The following is a 16086-nucleotide window of genomic DNA, read 5'->3' on the forward strand; positions in this document are numbered from 1 at the left end:
GTACAGGTGCACGTGACCCAACAGGATTACCTGCCCTGAATTTGGAGATTCCGGAGGATCTTCCTGCCGGGAGCACCCTGGAACGGCGATCCGGGAGAATGGGCCCGTCAGCTGCACGACGAGGTGCACGACGAGAACAGAACGGGCGGGCTGATCACCATGGGACGGGTCACCGAGCGCCGTCGTGTCGTCCGGGTGCGGAACGGGGTGACCGGAGTCCGCCCGGACACGCTGGTCGCCGAGGAGCCGCTGGAGATACGGCTGAGCGGCAAACCGCTCGCCATCACGATGCGCACCCCCGGCGACGATTTCGCGCTGGCGGTGGGCTTCCTGGTGAGCGAGGGCGTGCTCGCCTCCGCATCGGACGTACAGGCTGTGACTTACTGCGAGGGGGCGACGGAGGACGGCTCGAACACCTACAACGTCGTCAACGTGCAGCTCGCGCCCGGGGTACCGCTGCCGGACATCACGCTCGAACGGAACGTCTACACCACCTCCTCCTGCGGCCTGTGCGGAAAGGCCAGCCTCGACGCGGTGCGCACGGCGACCCGCTTCCCGCTCCAGCGGAGCGCGGCCGAGGACACCGTACGGATTCCCGCGGAGCTCCTGGGTGAGCTGCCGGACCGGCTCCGCGCGGCACAGAAGGTGTTCGACCGCACCGGCGGCCTGCACGCGGCCGGGCTGTTCTCCCCGCAGGGTGAGCTGCTGGACCTGCGGGAGGACGTCGGCCGGCACAACGCCGTCGACAAGATCGTCGGCCGGGCGTTCCAGGCCGGCCTCCTCCCGCTGGCGGGCGCGGTACTGCTGGTGTCCGGCCGGGCCTCCTTCGAGCTCGCGCAGAAGGCGGTGATGGCGGGCATCCCGATCCTGGCCGCCGTCTCGGCGCCGTCCTCGCTGGCCGTGGACCTGGCCCTGGAGTCGGGCCTGACCCTGGTCGGCTTCCTGCGCGGGCAGAACATGAACATCTACGCGGGCGAGGAACGGATCACCCTGTAGCGGTTCCCCGGGCGCTCCCGCGGTCCGGTCCTCCTGCCTGTGGTCCTCCGGTCTTCCGGTCTTCCGGTCCTCCGGTCTTCCGGTCAGCGGCCCCGGCGGGTGCGGCGCTTCGCTTCCGGCCTGGGCTTGGGCTCGGGCGGGTCGATGCGGTGGAGGTCCAATGTCGCCGGGACGGGGGTGACGCCAGGGCCGCCGGATTCCGCCCACGCGATGACCTCGTCGGTCGCGGTGTCGTCCAGGGCCCAGCCGAACCAGGCCGCGCGGGCGCCCCGGCGGCGGGCCTCGGTGGTGGGCTGGACCACGATGACATTGGCCTGCGCGCACGGCCCGAGGCAGTCGCTCGTACGGACGGCCAGCCGGCCCCCCGACGCGGCGGCGGCCTCACGCAGCCGGGCCAGCTGGCCGGCGTGGTCGGAGCCGGGGTTCTTGCGGGGGTCCCCGCAGCAGCAGCCGCGGCAGACCACGAGGGTGCAGGGGCGTTCGGCGTGGGCGGCGAGCGGGCGAATCCAGGTCACCGCCGCACGTTACCGGGCCTGCCGCGCAGGGTGTTGGGGCAGGTCGTCCTTTTCGGATCACACCTGACCCGCGGCGTGATCCGAAAGAGATGCACCGGGGGAGACCTCCACCACATGTCCGGCGGACAGTTCACCGTCCGCTGCGGCCCCGGCGTCCCGGGCGCGGCGGCGCGCCAGCACCGCACACACCATCAGCTGCATCTGGTGGAACAGCATCAGCGGCAGCACCGCGAGGCTCGCCTGGGCCCCGAACAGCACGCTGGCCATGGGCAGTCCGGCCGCGAGGCTCTTCTTCGACCCGGCGAACTGGATGGCGATCCGGTCCGCCCGGCCGAACCCGAGCCGCTTCGCCCCGTCCCAGCTGACCAGGAGCATGACGGCGAGCAGTACGGCCTCCACCGCCAGCAGTGCGGCCAGGCGCGGGACGCTGACCTGGTGCCAGATCCCGGCGGCCATGCCCGCGCTGAAGGCGGCGTAGACGACGAGCAGGATCGAGCCGCGGTCGACGAAGCCGAGAACCGTCTTGTTCCGGACCAGGAAACCGCCGGCCCACGGGCGCAGCACCTGGCCCAGCAGGAAGGGCAGCAGGAGCTGAAGGACGATCTTGACGAGGGAGTCGAGGGAGAATCCGCCCGCGCTGTTGCCGAGCAGGCCGGCGGCGAGGAGCGGTGTGAGGAAGATGCCGGCGAGGCTGGAGAACGAGCCCGCGCAGATCGCCGCGGGGACGTTGCCGCGGGCGATCGAGGTGAACGCGATCGAGGACTGGATGGTCGAGGGGACCAGGCACAGGAAGAGCAGTCCGCTGTAGAGCGGGGGCGTGAGGAGGGTGGGGACCAGCCCGCGGGCGGCCAGGCCGAGCAGCGGGAAGAGGACGAAGGTGCAGGCCAGCACGGTCAGGTGGAGCCGCCAGTGGCGCAGGCCGTCGAGGGCCTCGCGGGTGGACAGCCGGGCACCGTAGAGGAAGAAGAGCAGGGCCACGGCACCGGTGGCGGCGCCCTCGGCGACGGAGCCGGCCGGCCCGCGGGCGGGCAGCAGCGCGGCGAGGCCGACGGTGCCGAGGAGGGCCAGGACGTACGGGTCCAGGGGCAGCCGGGAAGGTATCTGCGGGCGGCGCATGTACGGGGCTCTCTTGCTGTCGTGGTGGTGGCGGGGCGGGAGCGTGCCCCGGGTGCCTCCCCATCGTGGCGCTCGGCCGGTGATCGGGAAACCTGCACACCGCACTTACTGTCATTGCGGTTCGTGATGGCCGTGGGAGCATGAAGCCATGCCTGCCATGTACGACCCCGTCCAGTTGCGCACGTTCCTCACGGTGGCCCAGACGCTCAGCTTCACCCAGGCCGCCGGCCGGCTCGGCGTCCGGCAGTCCACGGTCAGCCAGCACGTACGGCGGCTGGAGGAGGCGACGGGGCGGCAGCTCTTCCTCCGGGACACGCACAGCGTGGAGCTGACGGAGGACGGCGAGGCGCTGCTGGGCTTCGCCCGGACCATCCTGGAGGCGCACGAGAGGGCGGCGGCCTACTTCACGGGGACGCGGCTGCGGGGGCGGCTGCGGTTCGGGGCGTCGGAGGACTTCGTGCTGACCCGGCTGCCGGAGATCCTGGAGGGCTTCCGGCACGAGCATCCCGAGGTGGACCTGGAGCTGTCGGTCGAACTGTCCGGGACCCTGCACGAACGGCTGGACGCGGGGCGGCTCGACCTCGTCCTGGCGAAGCGGCGCGGCCCGGGGGACGAGCGGGGCCGGCTGGTGTGGCGGGACCGGATGGTGTGGATCGGCGCGGAGGGGCTGCGGGTGGACCCGGACCGGCCCGTACCGCTGATCGTCTTCCCGCCGCCGGGGATCACCCGGGCCCGGGCGCTGGAGGTGCTCGAGCGGGACGGGCGGGCGTGGCGGATCGCGTGCACGAGCGGCAGTCTGAGCGGGCTGGTCGCGGCGGCGCGGGCAGGCCTGGGCGTGATGGCGCACACGCGGGGGCTGATCCCGCCGGGGCTGGTCCGGGTGCCGGGGCTGCCTGACCTCGGCTCGGTGGAGTTCGCGCTGCTGCGGGGCGAGCGGAGCTCGCAGGTGGCGGAGGCACTGGCGGCCGCGATCCTCTCGGGCGCAGACCGCCTCACCCGCCCCGCCTGACCGTCCCGGCGGCGGGGCTGGAAGGGGCTGGGTCAGGTGCCCAGGATCAGGAGGCCTTCGGACGGGGGGAGGCTGCCCGGGGTGAGGGGGGCGAAGGTGAGGGGGAGGGCCAGGCGGGGCGGACCGGATTCCGGGAGCGGGTCGAAGAAGTACGCCGCCTCCGCCGCGGTGTCGCTGACCAGATGGGGACCGGCCGGGGACGGCGTGGCCCGGGTCAGCGGGGTGCGGAAGAGACTGCGGAGGTGGCGGAGGGTCTCCGGAGTGACGTGCGACGGACGGGGGAGGGGGGTGGCCGTCGGGGCCTCCCCGGTGTCCGGGGCCTCTGCGACAGCCGGGGCGGCCGGCGCGTCCGGGGGGATCGCGCCCGACAGGAGCAGCGCCAGGAGCACCGGGACGGCCTTGCGGCGCAGGGCCTCGGTGGCCTCGGGCAGCCGGTGGGCGCGGTTCGCGGGCAGCGACAGCGCGAGGCTCCCGGCGGCGTCGCCGGTCGCGATCGGCAACGCCGAGCACACCACACCCGGGGAGTATTCGCGCAGGTCGAAGACCGGCGCGCCCGGAGCCAGCGCGTCGAGGGCGTTGAACAGGACCCGGCTGTCGGTGATCGTCTGAGGGGTGAGCCGGGCCGGCCGGTACCGGGCGACATGGTCGCGGCGGAGGTCGTGGTCGAGCTGGGTCAGCAGGCACTTGCCGACGGCGCTGGCGTGCGCCGCGGCCTTGAAGTCCACCCACTCCTGCACCGGCGGCGCCCCCGGCCCGTCGGCCATCTGGGTGATCCTGACCTCCCCCTCGGCATACCGGCTCAGGTACACCGCGGCGCCGGTGCTGTCCCGGGCCAGGGCCAGGGTGCGCTGGAGCTGGCCCGCCAGCCCGCTGCCGCCCGGGGCGGCGAGCCGGTCGAGGGCGGGCCCGCGCGCGTACACGCCCGCGCCCGGCCGGTACGCGTACTCCTCCTCGCACAGCATCGCCAGCAGCGGCCACAGCTCCGCCTCCGCCAGGCCGGCCTCCCGCCCCAGCTGGCCGGCCCGTACCCCCAGCGGATGCTTCTCGAGGACCCGTACGACGGCCAGCGCGCGCCGCGCCTGGGCCAGGGCCTCGCTCGTCCCGGCCCGAGCGCGGCCGTCGCGCGCCGCCGACGCCAGCGCGGGATGCCGCAGCGGCCCCGCGCCCAGCCGGGTCCGCTCCGGGGACTGCGCCACCACCGGGGGCGCCGGCCGGAACGCGTCGAGCGCCGAGGGCAGTCCCGGCCTCGGCAGCGGCACCTGGCCCAGATCGGGATCGTCGAGCTGGTCGACGTAACGCAGGACCGTCGCCTGCGCGCACAGCCGCACCTCGCGCAGATCCCGCCGGCCGTTCGGCCGGAAGCCGCGCCGGCCCAGCTCGCGCGCCCAGATCCGCGCGTCGTGGTGCTCCCCTCGCCGCGAGTGGTCGAGGAACAGGCAGTACGCGGCCGGTGCGGTCCGCGCCCGCCCGGAACCGGCGGCGAACTGCCACCAGAAGCGGGCGCCTTCGCGCAGCCCGGCCAGGTGCAGCAGGCAGCCGAAGACGACCGCCCCGGCCAGATCGGTGTGCCCGCTCTCGACGAAGGCCGTCAGCTGCGCCTCGGCCTTCGGGGTGCACACGGCGGCCAGGCAGACGGCCTTCAGGTCGCGCCGGGCCCGTTCGGAGTCGAGCGGGCAGTCCCGCGCGGGGTCGCTCCACCCGTACGCCCGGCGCCGGGAGGGTGCCGCGGCGGCCTGCCCCCGGGCGGCGCGCAGCAGCCGCGCCTCGGCCGCGCCCAGGTCGTAGTGCGGGTACCGGTCGCGGACCCCGGCCCGGGTCAGGAACTCGGTCAGGGAGCGGCGGGTGGCGTCGCCGCCGCGCTCCTCCTTGCCCTCGCGCCGCCTCATGATTCGGCGGAGGTGTCGAGCAGGCGGGCGAGCCGCCGGTGGGCCTGGCCGAGCTGCGAGCGGACGGTGGCCTCGTCGACGCCCATCACGGAGGCGGCTTCGCCGGGGGTGCACTGGAGCCCGTAGCGCAGCAGCACGGCGTCGCGCTGGCGCTCGGCGAGCCGGGACACGGCCGAGTAGAAGCGGATGGTGTCGGTCAGAACCTCGTACTGGTCCGCGTGGGCCTCCTTGAGGGCGGCCTCGAAGGCGCTGATGTCCATCGGTTCGGGCCAGGTGCTGCGCCGCTGCTGCCGGTCGACCAGCCGTTGCTTGAGGATGGTCCAGGCGTAGGCGTCGAGCCGGTCCATGTGGAGCATTCGTAACCACTCGTTCATGATCGAATCGAAGGTGGCGTCCACCGCGTCCTCGGCAGCCGTGTCGGAGCCCAGCTGCAGGTACGCGAAACGCATGTACGAGGGCCGCCGGTTGGCGTGGAACGCCCAGTACGACAGGCGTGCCGTCGGGTCCCACTGACTCATCGGCGTCGGCCGCCGCCGTCGGCTGGGCAGTCCCACGGCCCCACCGGACTCCTCTGGTCCGCCATCGCTCACCGTTCCACCTCACCTCATCCCCTGTGCGCGGACAGCCTGGCAGTGCGGGCGCACCCGGGGGGCGCAGAAGAGAGACGTCGAGAGATTACGTTCGGTGATGATCGGCGCGTGACCGACTTCGACCGCCCGCGGGCCCAGTCCGCGCATACGCATATGCCGGGGCCAAGCCGGGCCGCCATGCACCGGCGTAAGCCGTGTGACCAGCCAGGACGACCCCCGCGGCGGGCCCGCCCGCCGAACCCCGGACACCGGTCCGCGGTGATCCGGTCCGGCTGTAGCATGGGCCCACTGCGAGGGCCGTGACGGAGAGGTCACGTCCCTCGCTTTTGCGTTACGTCCACCCCGAAGAAATGCGGCGCGTGGCCTTTCGGCGGTTCGATACGATGAACCGCATCACAATCCGTCACGGCACGTTGTCACCGCATAGATGAAATGGAGCATCCGAGGATGGCTCGACACCTGATCACCAGCGCGCTTCCCTACATCAACGGGATCAAGCACCTGGGCAACATGGTCGGGTCGATGCTTCCGGCGGATGTGTACTCCCGGTACCTCCGCCAGCGCGGCCACGACGTCCTCTACATCTGCGCCACCGACGAGCACGGCACCCCCGCCGAGCTCGCCGCCAAGGAGGCCGGCGTCTCGGTCGCCGAGTTCTGCGCGCAGGCGCACGACGCCCAGAAGGCGGTCTACGACGGCTTCGAGCTGTCCTTCGACTACTTCGGCCGCAGCTCCTCGCAGCAGAACGCCGAGATCACCCAGCACTTCGCGCGCCGGCTGCAGCAGAACGGCTTCATCGAGGAGCGTGCGATCCGGCAGGTCTACTCGCCGGTCGACGACCGCTTCCTGCCGGACCGCTACGTCGAGGGCACCTGCCCGCACTGCGGCTACGACAAGGCCCGCGGCGACCAGTGCGAGAACTGCACCCGCGTCCTGGACCCCACGGACCTGATCGAGCCCCGCTCGGCCATCTCCGGCTCCACCGAGCTCGAGGTCCGTGAGACCAAGCACCTCTTCCTCCTCCAGTCCAAGCTCCAGCACGAGGTCGAGGCCTGGGTCGCGGAGCACGAGGAGGAGTGGCCGCAGCTGGCGTCCTCCATCGCCCGCAAGTGGCTGACCGAGGGCCTGCACGACCGCGCGATCACCCGCGACCTCGACTGGGGCGTCCCCGTCCCGGCCGACACGTGGCCCGAACTGGCCGCCGACGGCAAGGTCTTCTACGTCTGGTTCGACGCCCCGATCGAGTACATCGCCTCCACCAAGGAGTGGGCGGACGCCGACCCGGCCACCCGCGACTACAAGTCCTGGTGGTACGAGGCCTCGGACGTGCGCTACACGCAGTTCATGGCCAAGGACAACGTCCCGTTCCACACGGTGATGTTCCCCGCCACCGAGATCGGCACCCGCGAGCCCTGGAAGAAGGTCGACTACGTCAAGGCCTTCAACTGGCTGACGTACTACGGCGGCAAGTTCTCCACCTCGCAGAAGCGCGGCGTCTTCACCGACCAGGCGCTGGAGACCCTCCCGGCCGACTTCTGGCGCTACTTCCTCATCGCCAACGCGCCCGAGTCCGACGACTCGTCCTTCACGTGGGAGCACTTCACCGCCACGGTCAACAAGGACCTCGGCGGCACCCTCGGCAACTTCGTCAACCGCGTGCTGACCTTCTCCCGCAAGAAGTTCGGCGACGAGGTCCCGGCGGGCAGCCCGGCCGGCGAGGTCGAGGCCAAGCTGGGCGAGCAGATCGCCGAGCTGCTGGCCGAGTACGAGGGCCACATGGAGTCCCTCCAGTACCGCAAGGCCGCGGCCGCGCTGCGCGCCCTGTGGTCCGCCGGCAACGCGTACCTCGACGAGAAGGCCCCCTGGCTGGAGGTCAAGACCGACCTGGACGGCGCGGCACTCACGCTGCGCACCGCGATGAACCTGATCCACCTCTACTCGGTGGTCTCGGAGCCGTTCATCCCGGCCTCGGCGCGCGTCATGCGCTCCGCGTTCGCGCTCGCCGACGACACGGCGACGTGGATCACCCCGGAGCAGGCCAGGTCGCTGGACGCGGTCCCGGCAGGCACGCCGTTCACCGTGCCGCCGGTCCTCTTCGCGCGGATCACCGAGGAGGACCTGGAGTCCTACCGCGAGCGCTTCGGCGGCACCGAGGCCGGCTGACCTCCCCCGTCCGAGCCAAGGGGCGCGACCTTCCGGGGTCGTGCCCCTTTGCCGTACGCCCTGCCCGTTGCGCGGGCGCGGCGAGGTAGGGGAAACCCGACCCCGAAGTGTCCACCTGGGTGGGCAGACCCGGCCGGGGGTGCGCGGCTGGAATGGGCCCATGACCCCTTCCCGTAGTGTCCGTCCCGTCCTTCAGACGACCGGCTGGCTCGTGGCGGCCGCCTGGGCGCTGTCCTTTCCGCTCTTCTCCTCACTGGGGCCGCACCGGCTGTGGGGCTGGTGCGCGGCGGCCGGCTACCTGTGCGCCGCGGCGCTCACCGTCCGGCGGCCGCGGGCCGCCGTCGCGGCCGCCCTCGTGGGAGCCGTCGCCGTACCGCTGCTGTGGCTGGTGCTGACCGGCCAGGGGCAGTCCGAGGTGATGGTCGTGGAGCGCTCCGGTCGGCTGCTGCTGGAGACCGGGCGGATGTACGTGGACCAGCCCGCCGGAGTGGACGAGTACACGCCATACCTGCCGGGCATGGCTGCCCTCGGCATCCCGCACACGGTGCTGGGACGGCTGGGCGACGCCCGGATCTGGTGCGCGGCGGTCCTGTTCGGCGGGATGTGGGCGGGGCGCCGCCTGCTCGGCGGGGCGCGGTCGCCCCTGGTGCCCGTGCTGGTGGCCTCGCCGGTGGTGGCGCTGCCGCTGGCGGTGAGCGGGGTGGACCTGCCGCTGGCCGGGCTGTGCTGCCTGGCGCTGGCGGCGGCTGCGGCGGGGCGGCCGGTCCTGGCAGGGGCGGCCCTCGCCGGGGCGTGCGCGCTGAAGTGGACGGCGCTGCCCGCGGTGGCCGTGGCGGTGGCCCTGCTCGCCGCCTGCCGGGGTGGCCGGGCGGCGGTGCGCTGCGCTGTGACGGCGGCTCTCGGCACGGCCGCGCTGGTGCTGCCGAGCGTGCTGCTCCAGCCGGCGGAGACGGTGCGGCAGGTGTTCGCCTTCCCGACCGGGCGTGCAGAGGTGCCCACCCCGGCGAGCAGCCCGCTGCCGGGACACCTGCTGGCCGAACTGGGCACCTGGGGCTGGTGGCTGACGGTGGCTCTGCTCGCGGTGGGCGGACTGGCAGTCGCGGTCTCGCTGGCGGTGCGGCCGCCGCGCACGCTGGTGGCGGCGGCCGACCGCCTCGCGATCGGCCTCACGCTGGCCTTCCTGCTGGCCCCGGCGGGGCGCTTCGGCTACCTGGCGCTACCGGTGCTGCTGGTGGTCTGGGCGCGGTCGGTGGCCGTCCCCGGGTTCTCCCGCATCGTGGCCGGCGCCGCGGGTCGGGGTGACGTCAGGGGCGGGGCCGAGATGCATTCCGCGAACGCGTAGTTCTTTCCGCGGGGGCCGTTTCCCGGCCGGATCCCGGAGGGGGGAAAGAGGTCAGCCCTCCGCGCCCCGCAGGTGGGCCAGCACCGCCAGGACACGCCGGTTGCCCTCGGCCGGGTCGAGGTCCAGCTTCATGAAGATGCTGCTCGCGTGCTTGACGACGGCCGCCTCGGTGACGAACAGCCGGGCCGCCAGGGCTTGGTTGTTGAGGCCCTCGGCCATCAGGGCCAGCACCTCGCGTTCGCGCGGGGTGAGCCGGGCGAGCGGCCGGTCCGCCGCCTGCCGGCCCAGCAGGACCCGGACCACCTCGGGGTCGATGACCGTCTGGCCCCCGGCGACCCGTTCGAGGGCGTCGAGGAAATCCGCCACCTCGCCGACGCGGTCCTTGAGCAGGTAGCCCAGCCCGGCCGGACCGCTCGCCGCGGGGCCGGCGGTGAGCAGCTGGGTCGCGTACGCCGTGGCGACGTACTGCGAGAGCACGAGCACCGGCAACGAGCCGTCCCGGGAGCGCAGTTCGAGGGCGGCGCGCAGGCCCTCGTCGCGGAAGCCGGGCGGCATCCGGACGTCGGTGACGACGGCGTCGGGCCGTTCGGCCCCCACTGCCCGTATCAGTGCCTCGGCGTCGCCGACGGCGGCGAGGACGCGGTGGCCGCTGCGGGTGAGGAGTTCCGTCAGCCCGGCGCGCAACAGGACGGAGTCCTCCGCGAGGATCAGCCGGAGCACGGCACATCCACGCGGAGTTCGGTCGGACCGCCCACCGGACTGGACACCACCAGCCTGCCCTGCAACATCGCCACCCTGTCCGCGAGACCCGCCAGGCCCGCTCCCGCGCCGGGGTCAGCCCCGCCGCGGCCGTCGTCGGTGACGGAGAGAGTCAGCCGGCCCCCGTCGACCCTACCGGCGATCCCGATGTGCGAGGCGCCGCTGTGCTTGGCCGCGTTGGCCAGGGCCTCGGTGACGGTGAAGTACGCCGTGATCTCCACCGGTTCGGGCAGCCGGGGCACGTCCAGGTCGACGGTCACCGGCACGGGATGGCGCAGCGCGACCTCCGCGACGGCCGCCGCGAGCCCGTGGTCGGTGAGCACCTGCGGGTGGATCCCCCGTACGAGGTCCCGCAGTTGCTCCAGCGCCAGCCGTGCTTCACCGCGGCCCCGGGCCACCAGGGCGGCCGCGTCGGCGGCCTGCGGCACCCTGCGCAGCTCCAGCTCGGCGAGCCCGAGGGTCATGCTGAGGGCGACCAGTTGCTGCTGGGCGCCGTCGTGCAGATCCCGCTCGATCCGCCGCCGTTCGGCCTCGAAGGCGTCCACGAGGCGGACCCGGGAGCGGGTCAGCTCCAGCACCCGGGCGTCCTCCTCGCGCGCCCCGAGCAGCAGCCGCGCGGTCTTCACCTGGGCCCCTGCGAGGAGCCCTCCCGCGTACGCGGCCACCACGAGCCCGGCCAGTCCGACGGCGGTACCGGCCAGGGCTTCCAGCGGACCGGAGACCGGCCTGCCGGGGATCAGCATCACTGTCTCGGGGGCAAGGGCCCACACGATGACCGGGCTCGCCACGAGGATCAGCGAGAAGGCGAGCAGCGTGACGACCCCGAATCCGGCCGCGGCGAACACCGGCCCGAGCAGGGCCGCGTACCCGAGCTCCCGCCACGTGGCCCGCTCGCGCAGCCGGGTCCGCAGCCAGGCGGCGGTGCCGGCTCCGGCGAGCGAGATGTGCGGATCCGGAACGGGGACGGGTTCCACCCACCGCAGCCGCCACCGCTCGAGCCGCCCGAGCGGTACTGCGCCGGCCACGGCACCGAGCAGCAGGAGCAGCCCGATCCCTGCCACGGCCAGCAGCACCCCCAGCCCGACGAGCAGCGCCAGCGCGAGCAGGACCCCGTACCCGAGGAGGATCCCGCTGCCGAGGTACGCCCAACAGCGCCACGGCCACCGGGAGGCGAGGAAACGGCCCGGCCGCTTCAGCGCCGCCCAGACGGCGACGGCCGGCTCGGCGGCCGGCTCCTCGGTGGTGGCGGGTTCGGACACGCGGGACATCCGGCCAGCCTAGGCGAGCCGGCACCGGACCTCGAAGGGGTGCCTGTCCGACGGGGCTGCTCCGATCACGGGGCCGGGGGCGAGCGGCGTGCGCCCTCCTAACGCCGATGGCTTGAAGTAACCCATCCGTCGGGGATCTTGACGCGTCTGCAGCGTATCGAAGCGCTCCCGTGATCGTTTCTTCAGCCGAAACCCTCACAACCGCCCCCTCGCTACCGCCGGGGGCGGCCGGCGGAACGGGAGGACGCGCGGTGACCGCTTGGCAGTACTTCGCCGGAGCAGGCCTGGTGGCGGCGCTCTGCCCGCTGCAGGGCCATGTGGCGGTCGCGGACGACGGCATGGGACCGTTTCCCGGCCAGGGCCAGGGCCAGGGCCAGGGCCAGGGCCAGGGCCAGGGACACGGCCACGGGGCCCGGCTCGACGTCTGCGTGCCGACCGAGCAGCCGCGGCCGCCCGCCGCCGCGTCCCCTGCCGCCACACCCCCCGCGGTCCGGCCTCCGGTACGGGCCGTCCTGCCCGGCGCCGAGCGGCCGGCCGTGTACCACCCCGGGCGGGGCCCTGCACCGGCGGTCGCCGCCCCCGAGCCGCCGCAGCCGCCCCGGCCGACGGCGAAGGCAAGGGCCGCGGAGCCGGAGCCTGCGCCGCCCGCGCCGGGTCCCGAGGCGGTGGCGGAGCCGGCGCCGGCCGAAGCGCCGGCCCCGCCCCGGCCCGCAGCCGTGGCCGCGCCCGTGAGCGCCTTCCACGTGCGTCCGTACCACTCGATCGCCCTGGAGCGGCGCCGCCCGGGCGGTATGTCCACCGTGATGCTCATGGTCGTCGTCACCACCCCGGCCGTGCTCGCCGCCGCCGCGCTGCGGCCGCGTTCCAAGAGCCGCGGCTGACCCCGCCGCGCGCTACACCCACCCACCGATCCACCAACGGGAGAACCCTCGTGTCCGAATGGCTGGTCCTGGCCGTCGCCATGGCGCTCGTCTGCGCCCTCGTCCTCGCCTGCACCGCGCTCCGGCACCGCCGGGTCGCGGAGGACGAGGACACCAGCGAAACCCCCGACGTCATCGAGTACATGACGATGATGGTGGGTGTGGTCTACGCGATCGTGCTCGGCCTGGCCATCGCCGGCGTCTGGGAGGCGCGCGGCGCCGCCGAGGACAGCGTGCGCCGCGAGGCCCAGTCGCTGTACGAGGTCACCCAGCGCGCCGACGTCTACCCGGCCCCCGTCCGCGACCGGATCCGCGGCGAGGTGGACGCGTACGTCTCCCACACCGTCGCCGTGGACTGGCCGCTGCTGACCGCGGGCGAGGGCGCGTCCCCGCAGGGCGCCGAGCTGCTCGGCAAGCTGCGCAGCGACGTCACCCACCAGAACCCGACGAGCGAGCTGCAGGCGCAGGCCTACCAGCCGCTGCTGGACCACATCGCGGCCGCCGACGACGCCCGCCACTCGCGCATGCAGGCCGATGAGTCGACCCTGCCGAGCGTGGTGTGGTTCGGGCTGCTGGTCGGCGGGCTGGTCACGGTGGGGCTGATCTTCACCCTGCAGATCCGCCGGTCGGGGCGGGAGCTGCTGCTGGCCGGGCTGTTCAGCGCGCTGATCGTGTTCCTGCTGTTCATGGTGTGGAGCTTCGACGCACCCTACGGGCGGGACGGAATCGATTCCGCGGGCCCGTTCCAGGACCTGTTCCCGAAGGTGGCGCTGGCCGCGGCCGAGCGCTGACGCCCTGAGGCCGCCGGAGCGGGGCGCGAGCGGGCCGGCTCAGGCCGGCCCGCTCCCCGTCAGTGTGACCTGCCGTCGTACGGCGGCCACCACCGGCGAATGCCGCAGCGCGTGGGAGATCCGTACGAGGTCGCGCGCGCTGCCGAGGGTGTCGAGGACGCTCTCCTCGCTGGCTCCGATGACCGCGCCTTCCGGGTCCGCCGAGCGGGCCTGGACGGCGGCCGCGACCATCGCCGCGTCGGCGACGGCGCGCGCCGTCTCCTGCTCCGCCCCGTCCGCGAGGGCCCGCGCGTAGGCCTCGTCGCGGCGGCCCAGGTCGAAGTACGGGCCGAGGTGCAGGAATCCGTCGTGGATGTCCGACTCGCGCTGGATCACCCGCATTTCGGCCGGGGCCCACCAGGACATCTGCACGCAGGGCGTGCCGCTGGGCGCGCCGGTCTGCACCTCGTGCCACAGCGCGCCGAGCCGCCGGTACGTCGTCCAGGTCTGCCAGCTGTCGGACAGTCGCTGGCACAGCAGGGGCAGTACGAAGCCGATCGCGCTGATCAGCGCGCCGACGGAGGCGAGCGGCGGGGCGATGAAGGTGCTCAGGCCGTCGAGGTCGTGGCCCGCCCAGCGGGCGACGACGGCGGAGATCTTGGTGGCGTCGTAGCTGAGGTTGAAGATGTAGCCCGAGACGATGATCATCAGGCCGATCCGCAGCCAGCCGTGCACCTGGAGGGACCAGCGCCAGCACATGGCCACCATCACGACGGCCGCCACCAGGTGCGCCGTCAGGTAGAGGGCGATCATCTGCTGGATGTACGGGGTGTTGGCGTAGTAGGTGTCGAAGTCGCGCAGCCGCTCGACCGGGGCCTCACCGAGCAGGAAGAGCACCACCAGCACCACGACGACCGCGGCGTATCCGAGGATCCAGCGGCGCGAGATGCGCCGGGTCACTTCGGGCGGGCCGCCGCGCCAGTTCACGATCAGTACCAGGCAGGCGGCGCTGAACAGGGTGATCAGGCAGTAGACCAGCGGTGCGGAGACGTTGGTGACGCCGGTCCAGCGGTTGACCGCCTCGATGGTGGGCGGAGCGGCGAAGGTGAACACCGATCCGGCCAGGATCAGCAGGGCGCAGACCGACCGCAGCAGCGGGTCGCGCCAGTTGTTCCGTAGCGCCGGCAGCTTGAAGGCGAGTGAGACCGCCAGGGCGGCTGCCGGTATGTAGTAGTCCTGGCCGTTCAACGGTCGTTCCTGTGCCCCCGGTATCCGAGCGAGGCCTCGATGCGGCCCGCCAACTGGTCACGCTGTGCGGGCGCCCGGTGGCTCGCGGAACCGGCGAGCCAGGTCCGGCAGCGGCTGCCCAGCAGTAAACCGAACGTCTCCGCCTCGGTCTCCTCCGAGACGTCGGCGCGCGTGCGCGCGGCGACGCGCCGGACGGTCTCCCCGAGATCGGCCTCGTCGCTCAGCAGCCGGGCGGCGACGGCGGCTCCGTCGACGTGGTGGCTGCAGTGGCCGGCCTTCATGTGCCACAGCTCGTGGCCCAGGATGACCAGCTGGTGGTCCGGTGCGGTGCGTTCCTCGATGACCACCAGATCGCGGTCCGCCATGTCGAGCCACAGGCCGCTGGCCGTCCCCGGCGGGAACGAGGCCATCCGGAAGTCCACCCGGCGGCCGCGGTGCTTGCTCATGCCCTCGCAGAGGGCGGCGTAGAGGTCCACGGGTTCCACGGGCGCGGTCAGCCGGAGCCCGGCCACCAGTTCGCTGCACAACCGGCGCTGCTCTCTGCCTATGCTCACCGTTCTCCCCGTCGGCGCGGATCCGGATCAGGACTCAAGGATCAGACCCAGACTCTCGACTGGGTCATCATTCATTCGGTTTGACGCTTTCGAGAAGCATGTCCAGCCATTCGGTCACCTTGTCCCGGTGCTTGTCGCTGGGCAGTTGGGCGGCACGCCAGGCGATGCCCCGGACACCGTGGTTCTGGAGGAGTCTTGCCAGCGGATCGCCGGTCGAAGCCGCCGGGGCGGGTACGGTTTCGCGCGTGCGGCCCGCGAAGTCCTGGAGCAGCTGCTGCTCGGTCCGCTGGAGCGCGTCGGTGAGGGCTTCCGCGTCGTGCGCGGTGAGGAAACCGGCGTGGACGCCGAAGAAGCGCTGGATCGCGTCGCAGTGCTCCATGGTGGGCCTGCGGTCGCCGTTGATCAGGGCGCCGGCCTGCTGCCGCGACATGCCGGCGCCGTCCGCGATCTCCTGCTGTGTGTAGCGGCGCCCGTTGGGCTTCAGCCGGGTGCGCCGGAGCAGGTCGAGACGCTGGAGGAAGCGCGTCTGCAGACAGGGCTCGACGGCGGGCCGGCCGTCCAGCAGGGACCTGATCACGTCGGCGGGGACGCCGGAGGCCTCCGAGAGGCGGCGCAGGTCGAAGACCTTGTTCAGGTCGCGGCCCATCTTGCCCGCGAGTTCGGCGACGCGCGTGACGGTGGCTGCCAGGGGCGCGTTGGCCACCGCGACGGGAGCCGGGAAGCCGTCTGTCACCAGTGGTTCTCCTAGATCGCGGCGGGGTCGGTACGGGCACAAGGTCGGCTTTTGGAATCTAGCCGAGGAGCCGCCACAGGGCCAGAACTTGCCACAGCTGTGGCGGGAATGAGCTGTCAAGAGGCTGGAATTGCCACGATAGTTGACACTCGAATGAAGTCGGTAGCAGGATCGCCACAGGTAATTGAAGATCCAGACCGTGAAGAGGGGGAGCTCT

15 protein-coding genes are annotated in these 16086 nt (G+C 73.0%); 6 read left to right on the forward strand and 9 right to left on the reverse strand.

What is annotated here, in order from left to right; translation table 11 throughout:
• The first annotated feature begins 159 nt into the window (after positions 1-159).
• Positions 160-996, forward strand: coding sequence for a formate dehydrogenase accessory sulfurtransferase FdhD (gene fdhD / locus AB0M76_RS05170; RefSeq protein WP_365951594.1), 837 nt, complete (start codon positions 160-162; stop codon positions 994-996).
• A gap of 83 nt (positions 997-1079) precedes the next feature.
• Here fdhD and AB0M76_RS05175 read toward each other — a convergent pair whose 3' ends face one another.
• Positions 1080-1511 carry a (2Fe-2S) ferredoxin domain-containing protein gene (locus AB0M76_RS05175; RefSeq protein WP_365951595.1) on the reverse strand — a complete coding sequence of 144 codons (432 nt, stop codon included), beginning with the start codon at positions 1509-1511 and terminating at the stop codon, positions 1080-1082.
• Positions 1512-1568: 57 nt separating this feature from the next.
• Positions 1569-2627 (reverse strand): bile acid:sodium symporter family protein, encoded by a 1059-nt coding sequence (locus AB0M76_RS05180; protein WP_365951596.1) that lies wholly within the window; start codon positions 2625-2627, stop codon positions 1569-1571.
• Between the two features lie 157 nt (positions 2628-2784).
• Between AB0M76_RS05180 and AB0M76_RS05185 the strand changes: the two genes are divergently transcribed.
• The gene (locus AB0M76_RS05185) at positions 2785-3636 is read left to right on the forward strand and encodes a LysR substrate-binding domain-containing protein (protein WP_365951917.1); all 852 of its coding nucleotides are present in this window, start codon (positions 2785-2787) and stop codon (positions 3634-3636) included.
• A gap of 32 nt (positions 3637-3668) precedes the next feature.
• On the opposite strand, the gene AB0M76_RS05190 is transcribed toward AB0M76_RS05185, so the two are convergent.
• The gene (locus tag AB0M76_RS05190; RefSeq protein ID WP_365951597.1) at positions 3669-5522 is read right to left on the reverse strand and encodes an IclR family transcriptional regulator C-terminal domain-containing protein; all 1854 of its coding nucleotides are present in this window, start codon (positions 5520-5522) and stop codon (positions 3669-3671) included.
• On the reverse strand, positions 5519-6076 hold the full coding sequence (locus tag AB0M76_RS05195) for an RNA polymerase sigma factor (protein ID WP_365951598.1): 558 nt from the start codon (positions 6074-6076) through the stop codon (positions 5519-5521). Before AB0M76_RS05195 ends, AB0M76_RS05190 begins: the two co-directional genes overlap by 4 nt.
• A 483-nt stretch (positions 6077-6559) precedes the next feature.
• On the opposite strand from AB0M76_RS05195, the gene metG reads away from it, so the two are divergent.
• Together metG and AB0M76_RS05205 are read left to right on the forward strand one after the other, a co-directional pair.
• Positions 6560-8275, forward strand: a complete 1716-nt coding sequence (gene metG / locus AB0M76_RS05200; protein WP_365951599.1) for a methionine--tRNA ligase — start codon at positions 6560-6562, stop codon at positions 8273-8275.
• A gap of 160 nt (positions 8276-8435) precedes the next feature.
• Positions 8436-9617: a glycosyltransferase 87 family protein gene (locus AB0M76_RS05205; protein WP_365951600.1), complete on the forward strand. Its 1182-nt coding sequence runs from the start codon at positions 8436-8438 to the stop codon at positions 9615-9617.
• Positions 9618-9668: 51 nt separating this feature from the next.
• Here the strand turns inward: AB0M76_RS05205 and AB0M76_RS05210 are convergent, their stop codons facing one another.
• Both AB0M76_RS05210 and AB0M76_RS05215 read right to left on the reverse strand, forming a co-directional pair.
• Complete coding sequence (locus tag AB0M76_RS05210) at positions 9669-10337, reverse strand: response regulator transcription factor (RefSeq protein WP_365951601.1); 669 nt, start codon at positions 10335-10337, stop codon at positions 9669-9671.
• Positions 10325-11644 (reverse strand): sensor domain-containing protein, encoded by a 1320-nt coding sequence (locus AB0M76_RS05215; RefSeq protein WP_365951602.1) that lies wholly within the window; start codon positions 11642-11644, stop codon positions 10325-10327. Before AB0M76_RS05215 ends, AB0M76_RS05210 begins: the two co-directional genes overlap by 13 nt.
• 251 nt (positions 11645-11895) lie before the next feature.
• Here AB0M76_RS05215 and AB0M76_RS05220 point away from each other — a divergent pair, with 251 nt between their 5' ends.
• Together AB0M76_RS05220 and AB0M76_RS05225 are read left to right on the forward strand one after the other, a co-directional pair.
• Entirely contained in the window at positions 11896-12525 is a 630-nt protein-coding gene (locus tag AB0M76_RS05220; RefSeq protein ID WP_365951603.1) for a hypothetical protein, read from the forward strand.
• Between the two features lie 50 nt (positions 12526-12575).
• Entirely contained in the window at positions 12576-13355 is a 780-nt protein-coding gene (locus AB0M76_RS05225; protein WP_365951604.1) for a hypothetical protein, read from the forward strand.
• A 39-nt stretch (positions 13356-13394) separates the two neighbouring features.
• Here AB0M76_RS05225 and AB0M76_RS05230 read toward each other — a convergent pair whose 3' ends face one another.
• From AB0M76_RS05230 to AB0M76_RS05240, 3 genes are all read right to left on the reverse strand, one after another.
• Positions 13395-14582: an MAB_1171c family putative transporter gene (locus AB0M76_RS05230; RefSeq protein WP_365951605.1), complete on the reverse strand. Its 1188-nt coding sequence runs from the start codon at positions 14580-14582 to the stop codon at positions 13395-13397.
• Complete coding sequence (locus tag AB0M76_RS05235; protein WP_266661981.1) at positions 14579-15136, reverse strand: toxin-antitoxin system, toxin component; 558 nt, start codon at positions 15134-15136, stop codon at positions 14579-14581. The genes AB0M76_RS05230 and AB0M76_RS05235 overlap by 4 nt, the downstream gene beginning before the upstream one ends.
• Before the next feature lie 67 nt (positions 15137-15203).
• Complete coding sequence (locus tag AB0M76_RS05240) at positions 15204-15869, reverse strand: helix-turn-helix transcriptional regulator (RefSeq protein ID WP_365951606.1); 666 nt, start codon at positions 15867-15869, stop codon at positions 15204-15206.
• Between the last annotated feature and the right edge of the window lie 217 nt (positions 15870-16086).

It is taken from the genome of Streptomyces sp. NPDC051364 (assembly GCF_040682115.1).
Classification (GTDB): Bacteria; Actinomycetota; Actinomycetes; order Streptomycetales; family Streptomycetaceae; genus Streptomyces.

Excerpts from the sequence above, each read along its gene's own strand:
- AB0M76_RS05190 (WP_365951597.1), bottom strand. The coding sequence starts at position 5,522 with ATGAGGCGGCGCGAGGGCAAGGAGGAGCGCGGCGGCGACGCCACCCGC.
- metG (WP_365951599.1), top strand. The coding sequence starts at position 6,560 with ATGGCTCGACACCTGATCACCAGCGCGCTTCCCTACATCAACGGGATC.
- fdhD (WP_365951594.1), top strand. The coding sequence starts at position 160 with ATGGGACGGGTCACCGAGCGCCGTCGTGTCGTCCGGGTGCGGAACGGG.
- AB0M76_RS05215 (WP_365951602.1), bottom strand. The coding sequence starts at position 11,644 with ATGTCCCGCGTGTCCGAACCCGCCACCACCGAGGAGCCGGCCGCCGAG.
- AB0M76_RS05185 (WP_365951917.1), top strand. The coding sequence starts at position 2,785 with ATGTACGACCCCGTCCAGTTGCGCACGTTCCTCACGGTGGCCCAGACG.
- AB0M76_RS05205 (WP_365951600.1), top strand. The coding sequence starts at position 8,436 with ATGACCCCTTCCCGTAGTGTCCGTCCCGTCCTTCAGACGACCGGCTGG.
- AB0M76_RS05180 (WP_365951596.1), bottom strand. The coding sequence starts at position 2,627 with ATGCGCCGCCCGCAGATACCTTCCCGGCTGCCCCTGGACCCGTACGTC.